This is a genomic window from Streptomyces lateritius (assembly GCF_014649715.1).
In the GTDB taxonomy this organism is placed as follows: domain Bacteria; phylum Actinomycetota; class Actinomycetes; order Streptomycetales; family Streptomycetaceae; genus Streptomyces; species Streptomyces lateritius.
Genome location: NZ_BMTO01000017.1, coordinates 19,893 through 43,717 on the forward strand (window position 1 = coordinate 19,893; position 23,825 = coordinate 43,717).

Annotated in this window: 20 protein-coding genes and 2 pseudogenes; 9 read left to right on the plus strand and 13 right to left on the minus strand. The window is 71.8% G+C overall.

Annotated elements, in window-relative coordinates; all coding sequences use genetic code 11:
• Positions 1-157 precede the first annotated feature (157 nt).
• Positions 158-4,783: an ATP-dependent helicase gene (locus IE136_RS29070; protein WP_158991155.1), complete on the minus strand. Its 4,626-nt coding sequence runs from the start codon at positions 4,781-4,783 to the stop codon at positions 158-160.
• A gap of 92 nt (positions 4,784-4,875) precedes the next feature.
• On the opposite strand from IE136_RS29070, the gene IE136_RS29075 reads away from it, so the two are divergent.
• The 3 genes from IE136_RS29075 (at position 4,876) to IE136_RS29085 (ending at position 6,926) form a co-directional block, all read left to right on the plus strand.
• Positions 4,876-5,724: an AraC family transcriptional regulator gene (locus IE136_RS29075; RefSeq protein ID WP_373309175.1), complete on the plus strand. Its 849-nt coding sequence runs from the start codon at positions 4,876-4,878 to the stop codon at positions 5,722-5,724.
• A 114-nt stretch (positions 5,725-5,838) separates the two neighbouring features.
• Positions 5,839-6,618 carry an AzlC family ABC transporter permease gene (locus IE136_RS29080; RefSeq protein ID WP_189601808.1) on the plus strand — a complete coding sequence of 260 codons (780 nt, stop codon included), beginning with the start codon at positions 5,839-5,841 and terminating at the stop codon, positions 6,616-6,618.
• Positions 6,615-6,926: an AzlD domain-containing protein gene (locus IE136_RS29085; protein WP_158991160.1), complete on the plus strand. Its 312-nt coding sequence runs from the start codon at positions 6,615-6,617 to the stop codon at positions 6,924-6,926. Before IE136_RS29080 ends, IE136_RS29085 begins: the two co-directional genes overlap by 4 nt.
• Before the next feature lie 98 nt (positions 6,927-7,024).
• On the opposite strand, the gene IE136_RS29090 is transcribed toward IE136_RS29085, so the two are convergent.
• Positions 7,025-7,954 (minus strand): hypothetical protein, encoded by a 930-nt coding sequence (locus IE136_RS29090; RefSeq protein WP_158991162.1) that lies wholly within the window; start codon positions 7,952-7,954, stop codon positions 7,025-7,027.
• 79 nt (positions 7,955-8,033) lie between these two features.
• Here IE136_RS29090 and IE136_RS29095 point away from each other — a divergent pair, with 79 nt between their 5' ends.
• Together IE136_RS29095 and IE136_RS29100 are read left to right on the plus strand one after the other, a co-directional pair.
• A complete protein-coding gene (locus tag IE136_RS29095; protein ID WP_158991164.1) occupies positions 8,034-8,228 on the plus strand; it encodes a DUF3046 domain-containing protein in 195 nt (64 codons plus the stop codon).
• A 357-nt stretch (positions 8,229-8,585) separates the two neighbouring features.
• The gene (locus IE136_RS29100; protein ID WP_158994752.1) at positions 8,586-9,743 is read left to right on the plus strand and encodes an AI-2E family transporter; all 1,158 of its coding nucleotides are present in this window, start codon (positions 8,586-8,588) and stop codon (positions 9,741-9,743) included.
• Positions 9,744-9,799: 56 nt separating this feature from the next.
• Here the strand turns inward: IE136_RS29100 and IE136_RS29105 are convergent.
• Positions 9,800-10,083: pseudogene (locus tag IE136_RS29105) on the minus strand (MMPL family transporter); the annotation flags it as partial.
• 463 nt (positions 10,084-10,546) lie between these two features.
• On the opposite strand from IE136_RS29105, the pseudogene recA reads away from it, so the two are divergent.
• Both recA and recX read left to right on the plus strand, forming a co-directional pair.
• A pseudogene (recA, locus tag IE136_RS29115) lies at positions 10,547-11,470 on the plus strand (recombinase RecA); the annotation flags it as partial.
• Positions 11,471-11,534: 64 nt separating this feature from the next.
• Positions 11,535-12,236, plus strand: coding sequence for a recombination regulator RecX (gene recX / locus IE136_RS29120; RefSeq protein WP_229819256.1), 702 nt, complete (start codon positions 11,535-11,537; stop codon positions 12,234-12,236).
• Between the two features lie 165 nt (positions 12,237-12,401).
• On the opposite strand, the gene IE136_RS29125 is transcribed toward recX, so the two are convergent.
• From IE136_RS29125 to IE136_RS29155, 8 genes are all read right to left on the minus strand, one after another.
• The gene (locus tag IE136_RS29125) at positions 12,402-12,809 is read right to left on the minus strand and encodes a rhodanese-like domain-containing protein (protein WP_189601809.1); all 408 of its coding nucleotides are present in this window, start codon (positions 12,807-12,809) and stop codon (positions 12,402-12,404) included.
• On the minus strand, positions 12,806-13,393 hold the full coding sequence (locus IE136_RS29130) for a cupin domain-containing protein (protein WP_189601810.1): 588 nt from the start codon (positions 13,391-13,393) through the stop codon (positions 12,806-12,808). The genes IE136_RS29125 and IE136_RS29130 overlap by 4 nt, the downstream gene beginning before the upstream one ends.
• A gap of 86 nt (positions 13,394-13,479) precedes the next feature.
• A complete protein-coding gene (locus IE136_RS36865) occupies positions 13,480-13,566 on the minus strand; it encodes a putative leader peptide (protein WP_311605579.1) in 87 nt (28 codons plus the stop codon).
• Positions 13,567-13,598: 32 nt separating this feature from the next.
• A complete protein-coding gene (locus IE136_RS29135; protein WP_229819258.1) occupies positions 13,599-15,485 on the minus strand; it encodes an FAD-dependent monooxygenase in 1,887 nt (628 codons plus the stop codon).
• 163 nt (positions 15,486-15,648) lie between these two features.
• Positions 15,649-16,566, minus strand: coding sequence for an amino acid ABC transporter permease (locus IE136_RS29140; RefSeq protein ID WP_158991166.1), 918 nt, complete (start codon positions 16,564-16,566; stop codon positions 15,649-15,651).
• Positions 16,563-17,210, minus strand: coding sequence for an amino acid ABC transporter permease (locus tag IE136_RS29145; protein WP_158991168.1), 648 nt, complete (start codon positions 17,208-17,210; stop codon positions 16,563-16,565). The genes IE136_RS29140 and IE136_RS29145 overlap by 4 nt, the downstream gene beginning before the upstream one ends.
• Before the next feature lie 136 nt (positions 17,211-17,346).
• Positions 17,347-18,264, minus strand: coding sequence for a glutamate ABC transporter substrate-binding protein (locus IE136_RS29150; protein WP_189601811.1), 918 nt, complete (start codon positions 18,262-18,264; stop codon positions 17,347-17,349).
• Positions 18,265-18,326: 62 nt separating this feature from the next.
• Positions 18,327-19,112, minus strand: a complete 786-nt coding sequence (locus tag IE136_RS29155; protein WP_158991172.1) for an amino acid ABC transporter ATP-binding protein — start codon at positions 19,110-19,112, stop codon at positions 18,327-18,329.
• A 390-nt stretch (positions 19,113-19,502) separates the two neighbouring features.
• Here IE136_RS29155 and IE136_RS29160 point away from each other — a divergent pair, with 390 nt between their 5' ends.
• Both IE136_RS29160 and IE136_RS29165 read left to right on the plus strand, forming a co-directional pair.
• Positions 19,503-20,207 (plus strand): response regulator transcription factor, encoded by a 705-nt coding sequence (locus IE136_RS29160; protein ID WP_158991175.1) that lies wholly within the window; start codon positions 19,503-19,505, stop codon positions 20,205-20,207.
• Positions 20,208-20,229: 22 nt separating this feature from the next.
• A complete protein-coding gene (locus tag IE136_RS29165; RefSeq protein ID WP_189601812.1) occupies positions 20,230-21,627 on the plus strand; it encodes a sensor histidine kinase in 1,398 nt (465 codons plus the stop codon).
• 120 nt (positions 21,628-21,747) lie between these two features.
• Here the strand turns inward: IE136_RS29165 and IE136_RS29170 are convergent, their stop codons facing one another.
• Together IE136_RS29170 and IE136_RS29175 are read right to left on the minus strand one after the other, a co-directional pair.
• Positions 21,748-22,746, minus strand: coding sequence for a TAXI family TRAP transporter solute-binding subunit (locus IE136_RS29170; RefSeq protein WP_189601813.1), 999 nt, complete (start codon positions 22,744-22,746; stop codon positions 21,748-21,750).
• A gap of 114 nt (positions 22,747-22,860) precedes the next feature.
• Positions 22,861-23,760: a LysR substrate-binding domain-containing protein gene (locus IE136_RS29175; RefSeq protein WP_158991181.1), complete on the minus strand. Its 900-nt coding sequence runs from the start codon at positions 23,758-23,760 to the stop codon at positions 22,861-22,863.
• Positions 23,761-23,825: the final 65 nt, after the last annotated feature.

Consider the following 23,825-nt stretch of genomic DNA (forward strand, 5'->3'; position numbering starts at 1 on the left):
AAAGTCCCGCCAGGCCCGCGTCGCCTGGCCCGCTCGCTCGCTGCGTTGTCGGGGTCACCCGAGTACGCCCGGTACGAGGGCGACCCTCCGCCTTGCGATCGCACGCACCGGACGCCGCGGGCCCTGCCCTGCGGGCAGACGGCGCTACCTTCCGGACCTAGGGGCGCAGACGGAGTCCTCGCGGGGTGGCGTGGAAGCCGGCCGTCTCCAGGGCCCGGGCGAGCGGGGAGGTCAGGGCGGCCGCTCCGTTGACCCGCTCCACCGTGACCGTGCCGAGAGAGCCCGCCAGGGCGGACGCGGCCAGGGACTCGGCCGCTGCCCTGAGCGCCGGGTCGTCCGGGTCGGTGGGCCAGCACAGCAGGGTCTTGCCGCCGCGCTCCATGTAGAGCGTGAGCTCGCCGTCGACCAGCACGACCATCGAGCCGGCCTTGCGGCCCGGCTTGTGACCGGCGCCGGTGGGCGGCTCGGGCCAGGGCAGCGCCGCCCCGTACGCGTTCGCCGGATCGGCGGCGGCGAGGACCACCGCCCGGGGGCCGGCGCCCGCCTCCGCCCCCCGGTCACGGGCGGTGGCTGCCGCGCGCAGCCGGTCGACGGCGCCGTCCATGGCGAACTGGGCCGCGCCGAGCCCCTCGACGACATAACCGCGGCGCGCCTGGCCGCTGTCCTCGAAGGCGGACAGGATGCGGTACGTCGCCGAGAAGCCGCCCTCGACGCCCTCGGCGGCCACCGCTCCCCGGGTGACCACGCCGTGCCGGTCCAGGAGGGTGCGGGCGAGCGCGTGGGCGCGGTGGGTCGGCTCCGGTTCGGCCGGGGGGAGCAGGGACCACCGGCCGCTGACGGTGGGCGGGCCGGTTCGCGAGGCCGGACGGGCCGCGGCGGTGAGAGTGCCGTAACGGCCACGCGGGATCGTGCGCTTGGCGCGGTGGGCCGTGGATCCTGCCGTACGCCCCGAGCCGAGCAGGGAGCGCAGCGGGGCGAGGGTGTCGTTGGTGAGCCGGCCCGACCATGCCAGGTCCCAGACGGCGTCGGCGAGTTGGGGATCGGTGGCGTCCGGGTGGGTGGTGGCCCTGACCTGGTCGGCGATCTGACGGAAGAACAGGCCGTAACCGCCGGACAGGAGGGTGAGCACCGACTCGTGGAGCGCGGTGGTCTCCAGCGGGTGCGGGGGCGGGAGCAGCAGGGGAGCCGCGTCCGCGAGATAGAGGGAGACCCAGCCGTCCTTGCCGGGCAGGGCTCCGGCGCCGGCCCAGACGACCTCGCCGGTGGTGGTCAGCTCGTCGAGCAGGGCGGGGGAGTAGTCCCTGACCCGGGAGGGCAGGATCAGCTTCTCCAGGGCGGAGGCGGGCACGGGGGCGCCCTGCAACTGCTCGACGGCGCGGGCCAGTCCGTCGATCCCGCGCAGGCTGTTGCCGCCCAGATGCTGCCACTGGGGCAGGAAGGTGGCGAGGGCGGCCGGGGGGACGGGCTCCAGTTCGTGGCGGAGCGCGGCGAGGGAACGGCGGCGCAGACGGCGCAGCACGGCGGCGTCGCACCACTCCTGGCCGATCCCGGAAGGGTGGAACTCGCCCTGGACGACACGCCCGGCCGCGGCGAGGCGCTGGAGGGCGCCGTCGGTGACCGCCGCGCCGAGGCCGAAGCGGGCGGCTGCCGCGGAGGAGGTGAACGGGCCGTGCGTGCGGGCGAACCGGGCCAGGAGGTCGCCCAGCGGGTCCTTGACCGGCTCGGTGAACGCCTCGGGGACGCCCACCGGCAGCGCCGTGCCGAGCGCGTCCCGCAAGCGGCCCGCGTCCTCGATCGCGGCCCAGTGGTCGGCGCCGGCGATCCGGACCCGGATGGCCCGGCGGGCCGCTCCGAGTGCGGGGGCCCACTCCGGATCGGCGCCGCGCTCCGCCAGTTCGGCGTCGCTGAGCGGGCCGAGGACGCGCAGGAGGTCGGCGACCCCCTCCACGTCCTTGATGCGGCGGTCCTCCGTGAGCCACTGCAGCTCCTTTTCCAGCTCGGTCAGCACGTCCGCGTCGAGCAGCTCGCGCAGTTCGGCCTGGCCGAGCAGCTCGGCGAGGAGGCGGGAGTCGAGCGAGAGCGCGGCGGCCCGCCGCTCGGCGAGCGGGGAGTCGCCCTCGTACAGGAACTGGGCGACGTAGCCGAAGAGGAGGGAGCGGGCGAAGGGGGACGGCTCGGGGGTGGTCACCTCGACCAGGCGGACCCGGCGGGACTCGATGTCCCCCATCAGCTCGGTGAGCCCGGGGACGTCGAAGACGTCCTGGAGACACTCCCGTACCGCTTCGAGGACGATCGGGAAGGAGCCGAACTCGCTCGCCACCTGGAGCAGCTGGGCGGCTCGCTGGCGCTGCTGCCAGAGCGGGGTGCGCTTGCCCGGATTGCGCTTGGGCAGCAGGAGGGCCCGCGCCGCGCACTCGCGGAAGCGGGACGCGAACAGGGCCGAACCGCCGACCTGGTCCGTGACGATCTGGCCGATCTCGCCCTTGTCGAAGAGGGCGTCGGCCGCCCCGATCGGCGCCTGGTCGGAGTCGTACGTCGTGTCGAGGCGGGCCGGGTCCTGGTCCAGGAGATCCAGGCTCATCAGATCGGCGTCGGGCAGCCGCAGCACGATCCCGTCGTCGGCGTGCATGACCTGGGCGTCCATGCCGTACCGCTCGGCGAGCCGGGCGCCGAGGGCCAGCGCCCACGGCGCGTGCACCTGGGCCCCGAAGGGGGAGTGGATGACGACCCGCCAGTCGCCGAGCTCGTCCCGGAAGCGCTCGACCAGGATCGTGCGGTCGTCCGGCACATGGCCGCATGCCTGGCGCTGCTCGTCCAGATACGCCAGGACGTTGTCGGCGGCCCAGGCGTCCAGGCCCGCGGCGACCAGCCGCAGTCGGGCGTCCTCCGTGGCCAGCGAACCGACCTCGCGCAGGAACGCGCCCACGGCGCGGCCCAGTTCGAGCGGGCGGCCCAGCTGGTCGCCCTTCCAGAAGGGAAGCCGGCCGGGAACTCCGGGGGCGGGGGAGACCAGCACCCGGTCTCGCGTGATGTCCTCGATCCGCCAGGAGGTCGTGCCGAGGGTGAAGACGTCGCCGACCCTGGACTCGTACACCATCTCCTCGTCCAGCTCGCCGACCCGGCCTCCGCCCTTCTTCGGGTCGGCGCCTGCCAGGAAGACTCCGAACAGGCCCCGGTCGGGGATCGTGCCGCCCGAGGTGACGGCGAGTCGCTGCGCGCCCGGGCGGCCGGTGACCGTCCCGGCGACCCGGTCCCAGACCACGCGCGGGCGCAGCTCGGCGAACGCGTCCGAGGGGTAGCGGCCCGCCAGCATGTCCAGGACGGCCGTGAAGGCGGAATCGGGCAGGGAGGAGAAGGGCGCGGCCCGGCGGACTACGGTCAGCAGGTCGTCCATCTGCCAGGTGTCCAGGGCGACCATCGCGACCAGCTGCTGGGCGAGGACGTCCAAGGGGTTCGCGGGGATCCGCATCGACTCGATCGAACCGCTGCGCATCCGCTCGGTGACCACGGCCGCCTGGACCAGGTCGCCGCGGTACTTGGGGAAGACCACGCCCGTGGAGACGGCGCCTACCTGGTGGCCGGCGCGGCCCACGCGCTGGAGGCCGGAGGCGACCGAGGGCGGCGACTCGACCTGCACGACCAGGTCCACCGCGCCCATGTCGATGCCCAGCTCCAGGCTGGACGTGGCCACCACGGCGGGTAGCCGGCCGGCCTTGAGGTCCTCCTCGACCTGGGCGCGCTGCTCCTTGGACACAGAGCCGTGGTGGGCACGGGCGAGCAGTGCGGGAGCCCCTTGCGCCGCCCCCGACTGGGCCATGATTTCGGCCGGCGGGCGTCCCTCGGGGAGCGGCTCCCCCATGGCACGCTCGTACGCGATCTCGTTCAGGCGGTTGCACAGCCGCTCGGCGAGCCGGCGCGAGTTGGCGAAGACGATCGTGGAGCGGTGAGCCTGGACGAGGTCGGCGATGCGCTCCTCGACATGCGGCCAGATCGACGGCTTGTCACCGCCCTCCGAGGCCTCCGAGGCGGGCGAACCGCCCAGCTCGCCCATGTCCTCGACCGGGACGACCACCGACAGGTCGAACTCCTTGCCGGAAGGCGGCTGGACGATCTCCACCTTGCGCTGCGGGGAGAGATAGCGGGCCACTTCGTCCACCGGACGAACCGTCGCCGACAGGCCGATCCGGCGGGCCGGGCGGGGCAGCAGCTCGTCGAGCCGCTCCAGGGAAAGCGCGAGATGGGCGCCGCGCTTGGTCGCGGCGACCGCGTGCACCTCGTCCAGGATCACCGTCTCGACACCGGACAGCGCATCCCGAGTGGCGGAGGTCAGCATCAGGAACAGCGACTCGGGCGTGGTGATCAGGATGTCCGGCGGCTTGGTCGCCAGCGCCCGGCGCTCGGCGGGCGGGGTGTCCCCGGACCGGATCCCCACCCGCACCTCCGGCTCCGGAAGCCCGAGGCGGACCGCCTCCTGGCGGATACCGGTCAGCGGGGAGCGCAGATTGCGCTCGACGTCGACGGCCAGCGCCTTGAGCGGCGACACATACAGCACCCGGCAGCGCTTCTTCGGGTCCGCCGGCGGGGGAGTGGAGGCGAGCTGGTCCAGGGAGGCCAGGAAGGCGGCCAGGGTCTTGCCCGAACCGGTCGGGGCCACGACGAGCACGTCCGAGCCCGCGCCGATGGCCTGCCAGGCACCCTCCTGCGCCGCCGTGGGCGCGCGGAAGGCCCCGGTGAACCAGCCGCGGGTCGCGGGGGAGAACGAGTCGAGCGCAGACCTGACCATGGCATCCATCGTGCACCCCACCACTGACAACCGCCCGGACCTGGGGAAACCCGCCTCGTGGCGAGGTGCGGCGGAGGCGCAGAATGGGGGGTATGGCGAGCGGGGAGCGGGCACGGTACTGGCGGTATCCCGAGCTGCCCGGCGTCGATCTGCTGCATGCCCACTACGTCCGCAAGGCCTTCGCCCGCCACACCCACGAGACCTTCGTCTTCGCCGCGATCACCGACGGCGTGGAGGCCTTCCACTACCGCGACGCACTCGTGCACGCGGGACCCGGGCAGATCGCCCTGGTCAACCCCGACACCCCGCACACCGGGCACGCCGGAGTGCCCGAGGGCTGGACGTACCGCACGATCTACCCGGACGCGGAGCTGATCCGGTCCATCGCCGCCGACACCCTCGCCCTGCGGGGTGACGTCGGCTTCACGGAGCCCGTCGTGGACGACCCGTACGCCGCGCAGCTCGTCATCGGTGTCCACCGGGCGGCCGAGGAGGGCAACGCGCTGGCCGCCGACAGCCTGCTGCGACTGGTCACGGCGAGGATGCTGCGCAGCCACGGCGGCCGGACGACGCCGCTGGCGCCGCGTTCGGCCGGGGCCCGCGACGCTGCACGCGCGCGTGCCGTGCTGGAGGAGCGGATGGTCGACCCGCCGACGCTGGAGCGGCTCGCCGCCGACCTCGGCACGAGCCCGTTCGCCCTGCTGCGGGCCTTCCGGGAGGCCTACGGCATGCCGCCGCACACCTGGCTGACCGACGCGCGCGTGCGGCGGGCCCGGCGCCTGCTGGACGCCGGTACGGCCCCGGCGGAGGCGGCCGTCGCGGTCGGGTTCACCGACCAGCCGCACCTGAACCGGCACTTCGTACGGAGCGTCGGGGTCCCGCCGGGCGCCTACCAGCGCTCCCGCGGCGTGGGGTCGCGTAGGCGGGACGCGCGAACGTAGGGCAAGGACGTGGGCGGCGCACTGGCGTAGGGGACCGAGAACGCAGCGCGCGAGAACGCGGGGGCGCAAGAATGTACAAGACCGGTGGCGGGCGCCCTCCGTAACGTCCCCGACGTGGCAGAACAGACAGCAACCCCAGTCATACGCGACGGGACCAAGGCGGACTCGGCGGTCGTGCGCGACGCGCTCGGCGTCGGGATCGCCGTGGGCCTCTCCGGCTTCGCCTTCGGCGTGACCTCCGCCGGATCCGGGCTCAGCCTGCTCCAGACCTGCGCCCTCAGCCTGCTCGTCTTCACCGGTGCCTCGCAGTTCGCGCTGGTGGGAGCGCTCGCGGCGGGCGGGAACCCGCTCACGGCCGCGGCCGGCGCCTTCTTCCTGGGCACCCGTAACGCCTTCTACGGGCTGCGCCTGTCCCAGCTGCTCGCGCTGCCCCGTACGGTCAGACCCTTCGCCGCGCACTGGGTGATCGACGAGACGACGGCTGTGGCACTCGCGCAGCCCACCCGGCGGGCCGTACGGATCGGGTTCACCGTCACCGGGCTCACGCTCTACGTGCTGTGGAACCTGACCACCCTGCTGGGGGCGCTCGGGGCCGAGGCACTCGGCGACACCGCCGCCTGGGGGCTCGACGCCGCCGGGCCCGCCACCTTCCTCGCGCTGCTCGCGCCGATGCTCAGGACCGCCACCGAAGGGGCCACCGCCGGGATCGCCGTCCTGCTCGGCCTCGGGCTGCTGCCCGTCCTGCCGGCCGGCGTCCCCGTCCTGGCGGCGGCGCTCGCGGCACCCCTCGTGCTGTGGGCCCGGGGCCGTCGCATGACCGGGCCGACCGGGCAGGCCGGGCAGGCCGGGCCGACCGGGACGACCGGGCCGACCGGAAGGAAGGACGCCCGATGAGTGTCTGGATCGCGATCGGCCTCACGGCCGTCGGGTGTTACCTCGTCAAGCTGCTCGGACTCCTGGTGCCCGCCGGCGCTCTGGAACGACCGCTCGTCCAGCGTCTGGCGGCCCTGCTGCCCGTGGCCCTCCTGGCGGCGCTCACCGCCCAGCAGACCTTCAGTGCCCAGGGTGCCCTCGTTCTGGACGCCCGCGCCGCCGGCCTCGCCGCCGCCGCGGTCGCCCTGCTCCTGCGAGCGCCGTTCCTGGTGGTCGTGGGAGTGGCCGTGGTGGTCACGGCGGGAGTCAGAGCGCTGGCCGGCGGCTGACCCTCGGCCCTGTCACCGGTTCCGGAGCCGGGCGCGCCCAGCCCCGCGCGACGGCATGCGGCTGTCCCGCGCGACGGGGCACAGGGAACCCCACCGAGTCAGCCGATCGTGCGCCCGTGCGCGCGCAGGGTCCGCAGGGCCTCGATCGTGACGATCGGACGCGCCTCCAGTGCCGTGCCCGGTGCCCACCGGCGCCAGTTGACCGGCCAGCCGCCGTCCTCCTGCTGACCGGAGGCGAGGTGGTCGAGCGAGCGATCCAGCTCCTCGTCCGTGAACCAGCGGCGGGCCAGCGAGTCCGGCACGCGCGCGTAGTCGTACGGAAAGTGGTGCTCGCCGGGCGCGTACCCCGGAGCCACCGGGAACGCGTCGACGCGGTCGGGGTCGAGCACCGCGAGGCGCTGCTCCCGCACCAGACGCCCCAGCCGGTCGGCCACGGCCTGCGCCCTCGCCCGGTCGGGGACCCCGTCGAGGAAGGCGACGGCGGCCTGGATCTCGTACGGGTGCGACTTCTCCAGGGTCTCGACCGCCTCCCAGCAGAACTCCGTGGCGCGGAACAGCCAGGCGTGCCAGACCTGGTTGCGGTGGAGCAGGCCGACCACCGGGCCGGTGGACAGCAGCGAGCTGGGCGGGTCGTCGACGATCGGTACGAAGGGCGCGGCCGGATAGCCGCGCTGGGAGGGGTGGACGGCGGGCAGTGCCCCGTCGTGCGTGGACACCTCGGTGAGGTAGCGGCAGATCCGCTCGACCCGCAGCCCGCCGCACCGGCCGATGGAGTCGAGGACCCTCAGCGCGTGCCCGGTGTGCAGCGGCTGGCTGACCGGGCCGCGCAGGTCCGGTTCGAGGGCGTGGCCGTAGCCCCCGTCCTCGTTGAGGTACGCGGAGAGGGCGACCTCGACGGGGTCCGCGCCACCGCGCAGGAAGTGGTAGGCGAACCGCCGCTGTTCGAGCACACGGGCCGTCAGCCAGATGAAGTGCTCGGCGCGCTCGAGGGGGGTCGCGTGCGGAGCCGCGAGAGGAGTTCCAGCCATGGTCCGACCGTAGGGCGGAAAGGACGGGTGACAAGGGCTACCGACGGGGCTGCACTCTTGGGGGCGGGATACTGGGGTCATGCGGTTGACGATTTTCTGGGAGCGGATGGCGGATCACTTCGGTGCGTCCTACGCCGAGTCTTTCGCACGGGACCATGTGATGTCCGAACTGGGCGGCCGTACGGTGCACCAGGCACTGGACGCCGGCTGGGAGGCGAAGGACGTGTGGCGGGCGGTCTGCGCGGCGATGGACGTGCCCGCCGAGAAGCGCTGACGAGAGGCGCTGAGGTGCCCTCCGGGGAGGAATGTCCGCGCGGTGCGCGAGACTGGCGGGGTGGCTCCGACTGACGAATCCGGCGAGACTGACAAGACGACCTCCGACGGGACCGCCGAAAGAACTTCCGAAGGACCTTCAGAACGGCCCTTCGGCGGGACCGCCGATGGGACCGCCGACCAGGGCGTCGGCGAGAGCTCTGGTCGCGGCGTGAAGGGGGGCGGCCGTGCGGACGCGCGGAGCGCCTCAGCGCCGGCTCCCGGCGCCGCGCTCGGCGCGTCCGCGAGCGCGGCGGCCGGAGCCGGCTCCGCCGAACCCCCCGCCTCCGGCGGACCGGGGGTCGGGGGCGCCGCGCGGATGCCCCGTTGGCTGCCCCGCGCCCTGGTGCTCGCCCTCGCGCTCTACGCGTGCTTCCAGCTCGGCAGCTGGGCCTTCCACCAGCTCATCGGGCTGCTCGTCAACATCCTCGTCGCCTTCTTCCTCGCCCTCGCCATCGAACCCGCCGTCGGTCGCATGGCGGCCCGCGGCATGCGTCGTGGCCTCGCCACCTTCCTCGTCTTCCTCGCCGTCATGGTCGTCGGGGTCGGCTTCGTCGTGCTCCTCGGTTCGATGCTGGCCGGCCAGATCATCGACATGTTCGAGAACTTCCCCAAGTACCTCGACTCGTTGATCAACTGGATCAACCAGACGTTCCGCACCGAGCTCTCCCGGGTCGAGGTCCAGGACAGCCTGTTGCGCTCCGACTGGCTGCGGAAGTACGTGCAGAACAGCGCCAGCGGCGTGCTCGACGTCTCCGCAACCGTCCTCGGCGGCCTGTTCAAGCTGCTGACGATCTTCCTGTTCTCGTTCTACTTCGCGGCCGACGGGCCCCGGCTGCGCCGCGCCCTGTGCTCCGTCCTGCCGCCGGCCCGCCAGAGCGAGGTGCTGCGGGCCTGGGAGATCGCCGTCGACAAGACCGGTGGTTACATCTACTCCCGCGGTCTGATGGCGCTGATCTCCGGCGCCGCGCACTTCGTCCTGCTGGAGGTCCTCAACGTCCCGTACGCCCCCGCCCTCGCGGTCTGGGTCGGCCTCGTCTCCCAGTTCATCCCCACCATCGGTACGTATCTGGCCGGCGCGCTGCCGATGCTGATCGCGTTCACCGAGAACCCCTGGTACGCACTGTGGGTGCTGGTCTTCGTCGTGATCTACCAGCAGTTCGAGAACTACGTCCTCCAGCCGAAGCTGACGTCCAAGACCGTCGACATCCATCCCGCGGTCGCCTTCGGTTCCGTGATCGCCGGCACCGCGCTGCTCGGCGCGGTCGGCGCGCTGATCGCGATCCCGGCCGTCGCCACGCTCCAGGCGTTCCTCGGCGCCTATGTGAAGCGGTACGACGTCACCGACGATCCTCGCGTCCACGGCCACCGGCGCTACGGAGAGGCCGTCGTCGCCCGGCTGCAGAAGGCTCTGCACCACAAGAAGGAGAAGGAGCGGGAGGAGGGCAAGGTGCCGTCCGGGGAGGACGGCGCCTGACCCGGGGGTCCTGTCGCGCCTCGGTCGGCCGCGCCTCGGTCGCCTTCGAAGGCGTCTCAGGGGCGCTCCAGCTCGGCCTTCGGCAGCACGCGCCGCAGCGGGGCCGGCAGCCACCACGCCCGGGGGCCCAGCAGCCGCATCACCGCCGGCACGATCAGACAGCGGATGACCACGGCGTCCAGCAGGATCGCCACCGCGAGGCCGAGGCCGAACTGCCGCAGCATCCGGTCGGGGCTGAGCACGAAGCGGCGAAGACCACGATCATGATCGCCGCGGCGGCCGTGATCACCTTTCCGGTCGCCGCCAGGCCCTCCCGTACCGCCCCCAGCGGGTCCTCGGTCTCCGCGGCCGTCGTGTAGAGCGCGAGCGCGAAGGCGATCATCAGCGGCCCGTCCTGGGCGGACAGCGGGTAATAGACCACACAGGCCGGCAGCGTGACGACGGCGACCGTGACCGGCAGCCGACGCCGGAAGCAGAGCGCCCCGCAGCCGGCCGCGATCAGCAGCCAGCCGATGACGGTACGGGAGGTGGGCTCGCTCCCGTACCGCGCCGACACCAGCGTCCAGACGATCATGACGAGGGCGACGACCAGGGCCACGACGGCGCCGACGGCCGCGTGGTGCGCTTGACACCGAAATCGAACATCCATTCTCATGAAGGTCCGGCCCTTGGAATCACGGGCTTCTCGGCGAGGATGCCGCCGAGTTTTCCACAGGTCGGAGGGACGCCGGGGCCCATTGTCAGTGGCAGGGGTTAGCGTCTTTCACATGAAGCGATCGACTCAAGCAAACCGGGTGGAACCCATGGCAGGAACCGACCGCGAGAAGGCACTCGAAGCCGCGCTCGCACAGATTGAACGGCAATTCGGCAAGGGTGCCGTGATGCGCATGGGGGACCGTACGCAGGAGCCGATCGAGGTGATCTCCACCGGTTCGACCGCCCTCGACATCGCTCTCGGCGTCGGCGGCCTGCCCCGCGGCCGTGTCGTGGAGATCTACGGCCCCGAGTCCTCGGGTAAGACGACCCTGACCCTGCACGCCGTCGCGAACGCCCAGAAGGCCGGCGGCCAGGTCGCGTTCGTCGACGCCGAGCACGCCCTCGACCCCGAATACGCCAAGAAGCTCGGCGTCGACATCGACAATCTCATCCTGTCCCAGCCGGACAACGGCGAGCAGGCGCTCGAGATCGTCGACATGCTCGTCCGCTCCGGCGCCCTCGACCTGATCGTCATCGACTCCGTCGCCGCGCTCGTCCCGCGTGCGGAGATCGAGGGCGAGATGGGCGACTCGCACGTCGGTCTGCAGGCCCGTCTGATGAGCCAGGCCCTCCGTAAGATCACCAGTGCGCTCAACCAGTCCAAGACCACCGCGATCTTCATCAACCAGCTCCGCGAGAAGATCGGCGTGATGTTCGGCTCGCCGGAGACCACCACCGGTGGCCGCGCCCTGAAGTTCTACGCCTCCGTGCGTCTCGACATCCGCCGCATCGAGACCCTGAAGGACGGCACGGACGCGGTCGGCAACCGCACCCGCGTCAAGGTCGTCAAGAACAAGGTCGCGCCGCCCTTCAAGCAGGCCGAGTTCGACATCCTCTACGGCCAGGGCATCAGCCGTGAGGGCGGCCTGATCGACATGGGCGTGGAGCACGGCTTCGTCCGCAAGGCCGGCGCCTGGTACACGTACGAGGGCGACCAGCTCGGCCAGGGCAAGGAGAACGCCCGCAACTTCCTGAAGGACAACCCCGACCTCGCCGACGAGATCGAGAAGAAGATCAAGGAGAAGCTCGGCGTCGGTGTCCGCCCGGAGACCGCGTCGGCCGAGCCGGTCACGGACGCCGCGGGCACGGAGGCGGCGGCCGCGGACGAGGTGGCCAAGTCCGCTCCCGCGGCCAAGGCCAGCAAGACGACCAAGGCCCCGGCGGCCAAGAGCTGACCCCGTGACCGGTCGTACCGAATGGCCGGGCGACAGCCCCGACTCGTCGAGGGCCGAGAAGGAGCTGTCGCCCCAGGAACCGGCTGAGCGGGCGCGGGCGATCTGCCTGCGCCTGCTCACCGGGACCCCCCGCACCCGCAAGCAGCTCGCCGACGCCCTGCGTAAGCGGGAGATCCCCGACGAAGTCGCCGAAGAGGTCCTCTCCCGCTTCGAGGACGTCGGGCTGATCGACGACGCCGCTTTCGCGGACGCATGGGTGGAATCGCGGCACCATGGGCGGGGCCTCGCCCGCCGGGCCCTCGCCCGGGAACTCCGCACCAAGGGCGTCGACCCCTCCCTGATCCAGGAGGCGGTGGGACAACTCGACTCCGAGCAGGAGGAGATCACCGCGCGCGAGCTCGTCGACCGCAAGCTCCGCGCCACCCGCGGCCTCGACCGCGACCGCAGACTGCGCCGACTCGCCGGCATGCTCGCCCGCAAGGGGTACGCGGAGGGCATGGCCCTGCGGGTCGTCAGACAGGCCTTGGAGGAAGAGGGCGAGGACACCGAGGGGCTGGAATAGCCCTTCTAGACGGGGAGTCGGGGGGCGTAGTACCCGGGCACGGACCAGACCCCGCCCCTGTGCGGTCAGCGACACCGCCGTTGTGGCCCCGCCGACCGGTGGACCCGCCGACCGGCGTGCCCGTGAACCGGCCGGCCCACCGACCGGCCCGTCGCAGGGGGCGGACTACGGCCGAGCCGTCGGCGGCAGCACCGGGAGTCCCGCCGCCTTCCATGCCTGGAAGCCGCCGATCACATCGGTCGCGCGGTACAGCCCCAACTGTCGCAGCGAGGCCGCTGCCAGCGAGGACGCGTAGCCCTCGTCGCAGAGCACGACCACCCGCAGGTCGTGACCGACCGCCTGCGGCGCCCGATGGCTGCCCAGCGGATCGAGCCGCCACTCCAGCTCATTGCGTTCCACGACCAGCGCGCCTGGGATGAGCCCGTCCCGCTCCCTCAGCGCCGCGTACCGGGTGTCGACGAGGAGGGCGTCACCCGCCTCGTACGCCTCGTGGGCGGCACGGGCCTCGATCCGGTCCAGGCCGGACCTGACCCGCTCGAGATGTTCGTCGATTCCCACGCGCTCGCTGCTCACTGCCAGTCCTCCGGACGCTCGACCTGCTCAAGACGGAGCACCGCGCCCGACCGGCTGAAGCGCCGGAGCAGCGGGAGCGGCGGGTAGTACGCGTGCACCGACACGGCGTGCGTCTCCCGGGACTCGTTGAGCACCTCGTGCACATGGTGCTGCCCGAACGCGCGCCCCCTGCCCGCGGTCAACCGCCGTTCCCTGTCGACCCCGTCGGCGAGTTCCAGAGTCTTCCAGCCGCCCGCCGGAAGACGTACCGCGAGGGAGTTCTCCTTCAGGGTGCCGCGCGCGGTGGTGAAGGCACCGTACGACTCGGCGTGGTCGTGCCAGCCGGTTCCGGTGCCGGGCGGCCAGCCGATGAGCCAGGCCTCGCTGCCGCCGGGCCCGTCGAGCCGCACCCAGGTACGACCCTCGGGGTCGAGCGGCAGGGAGTCGATGAGTTCGGTGTCCGCGGCGGTACGGCGGACGAAGTCCAGCAGGTCGGCCGCGGTCGGGGCCGAAGAGCCTCCAGAGCGACCGGCGACGGCGGGGAGGGGAAGAGAGGGAGGGACCGAGGCAGAGGAAGGGGCGGGCGTGGAGACGCGCTGGGGCACGGAAGACCGTCCTGAGAGGTCGCGGGGAACGCGCGCGTGGATACGCCGACGTCAGCGGCGAAGGGCGCGCGAGGGGAGAGGCGAGTTCAGCAGGACGGGCGACACACGCAGCCCGCATAGCGGACGAGGTCCATATGGACCCTCCGCCACAGGCGCACATCGGTGTCGGTCACGTTCCGGAGTACACCATGTGCGCCCGCGAGGGTCAATTGATGTCCGCGGTGCGGTCGCTCTTCTTGGACACCTTCTTCGACGACTTCTTGGGCACCGCTTGCGGCGGCGCGGTGGAGGGTGCCTCGGGTGCCGCCTGGGACGGCGTTCGGGGGACGGCGGACCGCTTCGCGGCGCCGGAGGCCGTCCTCGCCGCCGCCTTCGAACCATCCTCGGCGGCCTTCGCGGCCTTCACCACCGCGACCGCCTTCGCGCGCTTGGCGCCGTTCCCGCCCTTCCCGCCCTTCCCGTCCTCCGGGCTCTTCGCAGCCGCAGGCTCCGCGAGCGGCTTCACGGCCCCGCCCCGCGTCGCGTCCGCCGCGGCGTACAGCTCCGCCGGCCGGACGCCGGAGAACGCGGCGACCAGATGTCCGTCCGGGCGCACCAGCAGGACGGTGTGCGCCACCGCGCCCGGGTACGCCTCGGTCACCAGCAGCTCAGCCTTCGCCGGCAGCGCCCTCACCGCCTCGACGAGCCGGGGCATCACGCCCGCGCTCATCCAGTGCCGCCGGTCCCACACTCCCGTGCCGGGTGCGACCAGGACGACCAGGAACCGCCCCTGACCCAGCCGGTCCCGGAGCCGTACGGTCGTACCGTCCGGAGCGGTCACCCGCACGTCCTCCACCGGCGAGCCCTCCGCCGTACCCACAGGGACGCGGGAAGTTCCGGCGTCCGGGGGCGCGAGGGGGGAGTGCGGGTACGAAGGGGGCGCGCCGAGCGGACCGCGCCCCAGGTGCCCGTCGGCCAGCAGGCTGTCGTGGCCGCGTGTGCCACCGGGGATGTACGTCCGCAGGCCGCCACCCCCGCGCAGCACGGGCAGGGACTGGTCGGCGGCCCGGAGCCGGGAGGCGACGGCGGCACGGCGCTCGCTCTGATAGCTGTCGAGCAGGGTGTCGGACGCCCCGTGGTGCCAGGCCTGGGCCAGCTTCCACGCCAGGTTGTCGGCGTCCCGCAGCCCCTCGTCGACGCCCTGGGTGCCGACCGCGCCGAGCAGATGCGCCGCGTCGCCCGCGAGGAAGACCCGGTCCACCCGCCAGCGCCGGGCGAGCCGGTGGTGCAGCGTGTGGACACCGGTGTCGATCAGTTCGTACGGCGGAGTCTCGCCGCCGCACCAGCCCGCCAGCGTGTCGCGGATCTTGGTGACCAGGGCCTCGGGCGTGACGAGCTCTCCGCGCGGCGGCAGCAGCCAGTCGATCCGCCAGACCCCGTCGGGCAGCGGGCGGGCCGTGATCTCCTCGCCGCCGCCCCGCCACGGCGGCTGACGGTGCAACAGGGCCTCGCCGGCCCAGGGAAGTTCGGTCCGCAGCGCGGCGACCGCGTGCCGTTCCACCGCCGTGCGGCCGGGGAAGCGGACGGAGAGCAGCTTGCGCACGGTGGAGCGGGCGCCGTCGCAGCCGACCAGGTGGCTGCCGCGCCACCAGGTCCCGCCGGGGCCTCGGGTGTGGGCCGTGATCCCGTCGCCGTCCTGTTCGATCGCGTCGAGCCGGGCCTCGGTGACGAGGTGGACGAGCTCCTGCCCGGCGATCGCGTCGAGCAGACCCCGTGAGAGGGCGTGCTGCGGGATGTGCAGCGGAGCCGCCGGGCCGCCGCCGTCACTCTCCGTACCGCCGAGGCCGAGATCCAGCTCGATGTGCCTCATCTGTTGCTTGCGTCGCATGGAACGCCAGCCGACCCACCGGACCCCTTCATCACGCAGGGTGGTGCAGCCGAGCCGCTCCATCATCGCGGCCATGTCGGCGCGCAGCACCACCGTGCGGGCGGGGCGTGGCTCCTCCTTGCCGGGCCCCTCGTCGAGGACGACGCTGGGTACCCCCTGCGAGGCCAGGGCAAGGGAGAGCGCGAGGCCCACGGGCCCCGCGCCGACGATGATCACCGGGTCCACGGCGCGGCTCCTGAAGGCCGTTCGGTCATGCGGGTAGCACAGCGAAGTGTGGCGCGAGCCCGGTGCGTGATCACAGAACGTATGCAACCCATTGCGGGTGCTTGCGTCAAGCGACGGGGGCAGCGGCGCGACCGCCACTGCCCCCGGATGATGTCACATGCTGTCAGTTCTTCGTGATGCCAGGTCCGTCGGGACCGCCGGTGTTGTTCCCGAGGGCCTGGCCGGCGTCGGCGATGAGCACGATCTCCTTCGCGGCGGCGTCCGGGACGGCGATCCCCGTCTTCGCCCGGCGGCCCCTCTTCTCGATCCAGGTGGCGAGCGCGGAGAGCGCCAGGCACAGCGCGATGTAGATGGCGCCGAAGACCACGATGGTGGAGACGTACGGGTACTGGCCGTTGACCTGTGTGTTGGAGGCGATCAGCCGGGCCGAGTAGAGCAGCTCGGGATAGAGGATGACGAAGCCGAGCGAGGTGTCCTTCAGGGTGACCACCAGCTGGCTGATGATCGTCGGCAGCATCGCCCTGACCGCCTGCGGCATCAGGACGGTCGTCATCACCTGCGTCTTGGTCATGCCCAGTGCGTAGGCGGCCTCGCGCTGACCCTTGGGGACCGCGTTCACACCGGCGCGCAGCACCTCCGCCTGCACACAGCCGTTGTAGATCGACAGGCCGATCGCCAGGGCCCACAGCGAATAGTCGGTGAGGAAGGCGACCCAGACGGCGTAGATCGTGATCAACAGCGGGATGGAGCGGAAGAGCTCGATGAAGCCGGTGGCCAGTACGCGGACCGGCGCCTTGTCGGAGAGCCGGGCGACGGCGAGCGCCACACCGAGGACGAGCGAGCCGACGGCCGCGAGACCGAACGCCTTCAGCGTGGCGAGGAGGGCGTCGGCGATGTTCTGCCGGATGCCCGCGTAGTTGAAGATGTCCCACATCGCGGGGTCGAGGTGACCCTTGTCGCTCAGCCGGAGCACGCTCACGGCCAGCAGGGCGACGATGGCGACCGTGCCCGCGACGGCGTAGATCCGGTTGCGGACGCGCGCCTTGGGGCCCGGGGCGTCGTAGAGAACACTGGCACTCATCGGGCGACCTCCATGCGGCGCTCAAGGACACGGAAGATCCCGCTGATGCTGAAGGTGACGACCAGGTACGCGGCGGCCACCCAGACGAAGATCGGGCCGATCGCGTAGCCCTGCTCGCTCATCAGCGTCGTCCAGCCGAAGAGCTCGGTGACGCTGAAGGCGCCGGCGATGGCCGAGTTCTTGGTGAGCGCGATGAAGATCGAGCTCAGCGGGGGCAGCACGGTGCGGGTCGCCTGCGGGAGCACGATCATCCGCAGTGTCTGCGAGAAGGTCATGCCGAGTGAACGGGCGGCCTCGGCCTGGCCGAGCGGCACGGTGCTGATGCCGGAGCGGACGGCCTCGGCGACGAAGGCCGAGGTGTAGAAGCCCAGCGCGAGCGCCCCGAGCACGAACGGGCTCATGCCCGGGAAGAAGATCTCCGGGACCACGAAGAACGAGACGAGGAAGAGCAGCGTCAGCGGGGTGTTGCGCAACAGGTTGACCCAGAGGGTGCCGAAGAAGCGCAGGGGTGGGACGGGCGAGACCCGGAAGCCGGCGACGAGGACGCCGAGGACCAGCGCGATGACCGAGCTGACGGCGGTGATCGACACGGTTCCTATGAAGCCGTCGCGGAACTCCGGGAAATGGTCGAGCAGTACGTTCATGAGGTCTCCGCGTCGGCGGTCAGCGGCGGTCTTGCAGGCGGCGCCTGCGGGCAGACTTACGGGTGCGTCAAGGGCTTACGGGCAGGGGGAGCGGCGCCCCGTACGTCCGTACGGGGCGCCCGCGTCCAGGCGAAGATCAGTAGCGGTTGACCGCGGGCGGCGCGACGTACGCCGAGCCCGACAGACCCAGGGTGGCCTCGTAGATCTTCTTGTACGTGCCGTCCTTGACGTACTTCTCCAGCGTGTCGTTGATCTTGGTACGCAGGACCTTGTCGTCCTTGTTCATGCCGATGCCGTAGGGCTCCTCGGTGAACGGCTTGCCCACGACCTTGAGCTTGCCGGCGTTGGCCGCGGCGTAGCCCTTCAGGATCGAGTCGTCCGTGGTGACCGCGTCGACCTGCTTGGTGAGGAGCTGCTGGACGCAGTCCGAGTACTTGGCGAGCTCGGTGGTCTGGGCGCCGTACTCGGGCTTCTTGATCTCCTGCAGCGGGGTCGAGCCCGTGATGGAGCAGACCTTCTTGCCCTTGAGGGTCTCCGGACCGGTGATCGCGGTCTCGTCCTTGCGGACCAGGAGGTCGGCGCCGGCCTTGTAGTACGGGCCCGCGAAGCCGACCTGCGCCTTGCGCTTGTCGTTGATCGTGTAGGTACCGACGTAGTAGTCGACCTGGCCCGTGGAGATCGCCGTCTCACGGAGCTTGGAGTCGACCGTCTTCCACTCGATCTTGTCCTCGGTGAAGCCCAGCTCCGCCGCGATCATCTTGGCGATCTCGACGTCGAAGCCGGACCGCTCCTTGGTCGCCTGGTCCTCGAAGCCGAGGTACGGCTGGTCGGCCTTGGAGCCGATGATGAGCTTGCCGCGCTCCTTCGCCTTCTTGAAGGTCGGCGAGTCCAGGCTCACATCGGTGGCGACGATGTACTTGGGAAGCTGAGGAGCGCTCGAGTCGCCGGGCTTCACGGCGGGCTTGTCGCCGGCGGAGCCCTCCTTGCCACCACAGGCGGTCGCGGTCAGGGCGAGCACGGCGACGGCCACGGCCGCGGTCTTGCGGAGCTTCATGGTGAACATCCCTTTGTTCGTGGGTTGTTGATCGGCAGGTGAAGCATGGGGGATGACCGTCGTCAGTGGTGCAGGATTTTCGAAAGGAAGTCCTTCGCCCGGTCGCTTCGCGGGTTGCTGAAGAACTCCTCGGGCGTGGCCTGTTCGACGATCTTGCCGTCGGCCATGAACACGACGCGGTTGGCGGCGGAGCGCGCGAAGCCCATCTCGTGGGTGACGACGACCATCGTCATGCCGTCGCGCGCCAGTTGCTGCATGACCTCGAGGACCTCGTTGATCATCTCGGGGTCGAGCGCCGAGGTCGGCTCGTCGAACAGCATGACCTTGGGGTCCATGGCCAACGCGCGTGCGATCGCCACGCGCTGCTGCTGTCCGCCGGAGAGCTGCGCCGGGTACTTGTCCGCCTGGGTGCCGACACCCACCCGGTCGAGCAGCGCGCGAGCCTTGGTCTCGGCGGCCTTCTTCTCCGTCCTGCGGACCTTGACCTGGCCCAGCATCACGTTCTCGAGCACGGTCTTGTGCGCGAAGAGATTGAAGGACTGGAAGACCATGCCGACGTCGGCGCGCAGCCGGGCCAGCTCCTTGCCCTCCTGGGGCAGCGGCCGGTCGTCGATGGTGATGGTGCCGGAGTCGATCGTCTCCAGGCGGTTGATGGTGCGGCACAGTGTGGACTTGCCGGACCCGGAAGGCCCGATGACGACCACGACTTCGCCACGGGCGATCGTCAGGTCGATGTCCTGGAGCACATGCAGCGCGCCGAAGTGCTTGTTCACGTTGGACAGCACGACCAGGTCGCCCGCCGCCGGTACGGCGTCCTTCGAGCCCTTGGTCACTGACACTCCGCTCATCGGCTTCTTGCTCCGTCCTCCTCGGTTGGGGAGGACACTAGGCACGCGGCATGACGAGCGTCATTACATCTGAGCGGAAATTGAGGATAACGATCCGGCCGCAACCGGACACACTGCGTGAACGGGGCGGCTCGCGGCGTACCGGGTCCATAACGGAAACGCTCGGGTAACGGGGGGACACTTGACGGTGACGCCGACGATCAGCGTTCATGCCCTGGTGTTCAGCTGGTACACAAGGGGTCATCATCAGCACATGCGACAGTGTCCGGCCTGACCGCCCGGCTCTGTCACCCGGCCGGCGTCACGGCCGGTCCGTCCGGCTGGAAACACCCCGCCGGAAAGTCCGGCCGGAACATCCGGCCGCATCGCACCGTACGCAGGAGGAGGGTCATGAGACTGCTGCTCGTCGAGGACGACGACCACGTCGCCGCGGCCCTGTCCGCCGTACTCGCGAAGCACGGGTTCACGGTCACGCACGCCCGCAACGGCGAGGAGGCGCTCCAGGCGGTGCTCCCGGCCGCGCACGGCGAGCGCCCTTCGTACGGAGTGATCCTGCTCGACCTCGGTCTCCCCGACCAGGACGGCTACCAGGTCTGCGGCCGCATCCGTAAGCTCACCACCACCCCGGTGATCATGGTGACCGCGCGGGCCGACGTGCGTTCGCGCATACACGGACTCAACCTGGGGGCCGACGACTACGTCGTCAAGCCGTACGACACCGGGGAGCTCCTCGCCCGGATCCACGCGGTCAGCCGGCGCACCGCCGGAAGTGAGGAGTCCGGATCGTCCGGTGACGACGCGGCGCTGCGGCTCGGCTCGGTCGTCATCGAGCTGCCCACCCGCCGGGTCAGCGTCGACGGCGCCCCGGTCCAGCTCACGCGCAAGGAGTTCGACCTGCTGGCCCTGCTCGCCCAGCGCCCCGGCGTGGTCTTCCGGCGCGAGCAGATCATCAGCGAGGTCTGGCGCACCAGCTGGGAGGGGACCGGCCGCACGCTCGAGGTGCACGTCGCCTCGCTGCGCTCCAAGCTGCGGATGCCCGCCCTGATCGAGACCGTGCGCGGCGTCGGCTACCGCCTGGTCGCTCCGGCCGCGTAACCGCCGGGACGACGGACCTCACGTGCGTACGCGCCTGCTCCCGCTTCTCATCGTCCTGATGGCCGGTGTGCTGTTGGCCCTCGGCTTCCCCCTCGCCGCCAGCCTCGCCGCCTCCGAGCAGCAGCGGGTGGTCGTCGACCGGCTCGACGACGGGGCGCGGTTCGCCGCGCTCGCCCAGTTCGTCAGCGAGACCGACACCGGCCCGGACGAGCGACGCACGACGCTCCGGGGCGAACTCGCCAGTTACCACGACGTCTACGGCATTCGTACCGGAATCTTCTACCGTGACAACCGTGCGATGGCCGCCGCACCCGAGGACTGGGTGGTCCCCTCGGAGGGGGAGGGTCGCCGGGCGTTCAACGAGGCGCTGCTCGGACGCCGCAGCCATGATCCGCCGCAGGTCTGGCCGTGGCAGCCGAACGCCCGCCTCACCATCGCCTCGCCGGTCGTACGCGACGGTGACGTCGTGGCCGTCGTGGTCACGGACTCGCCGACCGGGCAGCTGCGGTCGCGCATCCTGGCCGGCTGGCTGATCATCGCGGCGGGTGAGTCCGCCGCGATGCTGCTCGCAGTGGGGGCCGCCTTCCGGCTCACCGGGTGGGTGCTGCGACCGGTCCGTGTGCTCGACGCCGTCACGCACGACATCGCCACCGGCCGGATGAAGTCCCGGGTCGCCGCGGCCGGCGGGCCGCCCGAACTGCGGCGCCTGGCCCGTTCGTTCAACGAGATGGCCGACAACGTCGAAGACGTCCTCGAACAGCAGCGGGCCTTCGTCGCCGACGCCTCCCACCAGTTGCGCAACCCGCTCTCCGCGCTGCTGCTGCGCATCGAACTGCTCGCCCTCGAACTTCCCGAGGGCAACGAGGAGATCGCCTCCGTACGCACCGAGGGCAAGCGGCTCGCGCAGGTCCTCGACGACCTGCTCGACCTCGCGCTCGCCGAGCACACCGCCGCGGACCTGCGCCTCACCGACATCGGCGCCCTGTCGGCCGAGCGGATCGCCGCCTGGCGCCCCCTCGCCGAGGAGAAGGGCGTCCGGCTGAGCGGCGACTGCCGGGCGGTGACGGCGTGGGCCGACCCGGTGGCGCTCTCCAGCGCCCTGGACGCGGTGATCGACAACGCCCTGAAGTTCACGCCGGCCGGCGAGGAGGTCACCCTGACGGTCGCGTCCGGGGGGGACACCTGCACGATCGTGGTCGCGGACCGCGGGCCTGGGCTCACGACTGAGGAGCTGGAACGGGTCGGCGACCGCTTCTGGCGCAGCAACCGCCACCAGAACGTCAAGGGGTCCGGCCTCGGTCTGTCCATCTCCCGGGTGCTGCTCGCGGCGGGGGGCGCCTCGATCGACTACGCGCCGAACGAACCGCACGGGCTGCGGGTGACGGTCACGGTGCCGCGGACGATGCCGCAGGGGCGCTGAGGGCGCCCCGCGGGCGGCTGGAGGTGTGGGGGCAGCCGCGCCCCGCGGTCTCCCTACGGCTCCCCGCTCCAGGGCTTCACGGGTCTCCGGCTTCCCACAGGTCTACGGCTTCCCACGGATCTACGGCTTCACCGAGCGGTAGTAGCGCCGCGCGCCCTCGTGGAGCGTCAGCGGTTCGGTGTAGATGGCGGTCCGCAGGTCCACGAGTTGCGCGGGATGGACCTGGCTGCCGATCCGGTCCCGGCTTCTGATCACGGTACGGGTGAAACCCTCCACCAGCGCCGGATCTGCGGCGTCCGTCGTGACCAGGAGGTTCGCCACGGCCAGGGTCTCCACCGGCTGCCCGTCCTGAGCCCTGGCGTAGGCGTCCGCCGGGATGACCGCCGAACGGTAGTGGCGGGTGGATTCGCCGACGTCGTGGAGGTTGTCCACCAGGGTCGCGTCCAGCGGAACGAGCCGTACCGGAAGGCGCTCGGACAGGGACTGCACGGCATGCGTGGGCAGACCGCCGGACCAGAAGAACGCGTCCAGCTGCTCTTGCTCAAGAAGGGACGGCATCGTGTCGATGCCGGCCGATACCGGCCGGATGTCGACGTCAGGGGTGAGGCCGCCCGCCGCGAGGACCCGGTCCGCGATGAGCCGGACCCCGGAGCCCTCCTGGCCGACGCCGACCCGCAGCCCGCGCAGGTCGGCCACGGAGCGCACGGCGGATCCCTTACGGACCACCAGCTGCACGTAGTCGTCGTAGAGGCGGGCGCAGCCGCGCAGTCGCTCGAAGCCGGGCTTCCGGTCCCTCTGGTACTGGGCCACGGCATCGGCGGTGGCGATCGTGAAGTCCGCCTCGCCGGAGGTCAGCCGCGCGAGGTTCTGCTGGGAGCCCTCGCTGTTCTTGAGCGTTATCGAGACATCCGGGAGGTCGCGTGCGAGCGCCTGCTGCAACAGCTCCCCGTAGCGCTGGTAGACGCCGGTGGGCACGCCCGTACTGAAGGTGACGTGGCCGCTCGGCGTCTGCTTGCCGAAAGGAACAAGCCACCAGATCAGCAGCCCGCACACCACGAGCAGCGCCGCCGACACCTGGACGAGGCGGCGACGGGCGGCACGGGAGAGGGAGGCGAGCATGGCGCGATCCTGCCAGCTCGTGCCCCGCGCTGGCCAGGCCGTACCGGCCGCCCCGCTTTCCGGTGCGGATGGTGCCGGCGCGACGGAGTCGGGGGCTCGTGCCGGCCCGTGGCGTCACAACTCGCCGGCCTGGCTGCGTAGCCAGCCGAGGAGCAGGGCGATCCGGCTGTCCTGCTCGGGCGGCCTCGGGCTGAGCAGGTGGTAGCCGGTGCCGTCGGCGACGAGACCGAAGGGCGCCACCAGCTGCCCGCTGAGCAGATCGTCGTGCACGAGCGCGTGCGGGCCGATGGCGACGCCGACCCCCGCGACGGCGGCCTGCAGCGCCAGGTAGAAGTGCTCGAAGGTCTGCTCCCCGGCACCTTCGGCGCGCGTGCGGGTGATCCGCTGCCAGTCGTCCCAGGCGCTGGGCCGGGTGCTGGTGTGGAGGATCGTCAGGCCGGCGAAGCACTCCGCCCGGGAGCGGGACGCTCGCGCGGTGATACGCGCCGCCAGTTCGGGGCTGCAGACGGGACCGATCCGCTCGGTGAAGAGGGGCGCGCGGCTCACCGTCTCGGGCACCGGAAAGTCGTCGCGGCGCAGGGCCACGTCGATCGGGTCCCGTTCGAAGGAGACGGGGCCGCCGCCCGCCGACAGGTGCACGGTCAGGCCGGGCGCCTGGGTTGCCAGGTCCGGTAGGCGGGGGATGAGCCAGCGCATCAGCAGGGTCGGCTCGCAGGACAGCGCGAGCGGCCCTCCGCGCTCCCGGCGCGACACCTCCCGGGCGGCCGCGTCGACCTGGTCGAGCGCGTCCCGGACGGCCGCGGCGAGGCGGCCGGCCTGCGCGGTCGGCCGCAGCGACCGGGTTCCGCGCTCGAAGAGCGTGGTGCCCAGGGCCTTCTCCAGGGACTGGATCTGGCGGCTGACCGCGCCGTGGGTGACATGGAGCTCCTGGGCGGCCCGGGTCATGCTCGCGTGCCGCACGGTCGCCTCGAAGGGGAGCAGGGAGTTCAGCGGAGGGAGGTCGGGCCAGCGCATGTGTGAAATCTACTCACAGGTGACGTGAGAAGGAATCGCTTGTCCAGCGGCTTTCCGAACGCCAG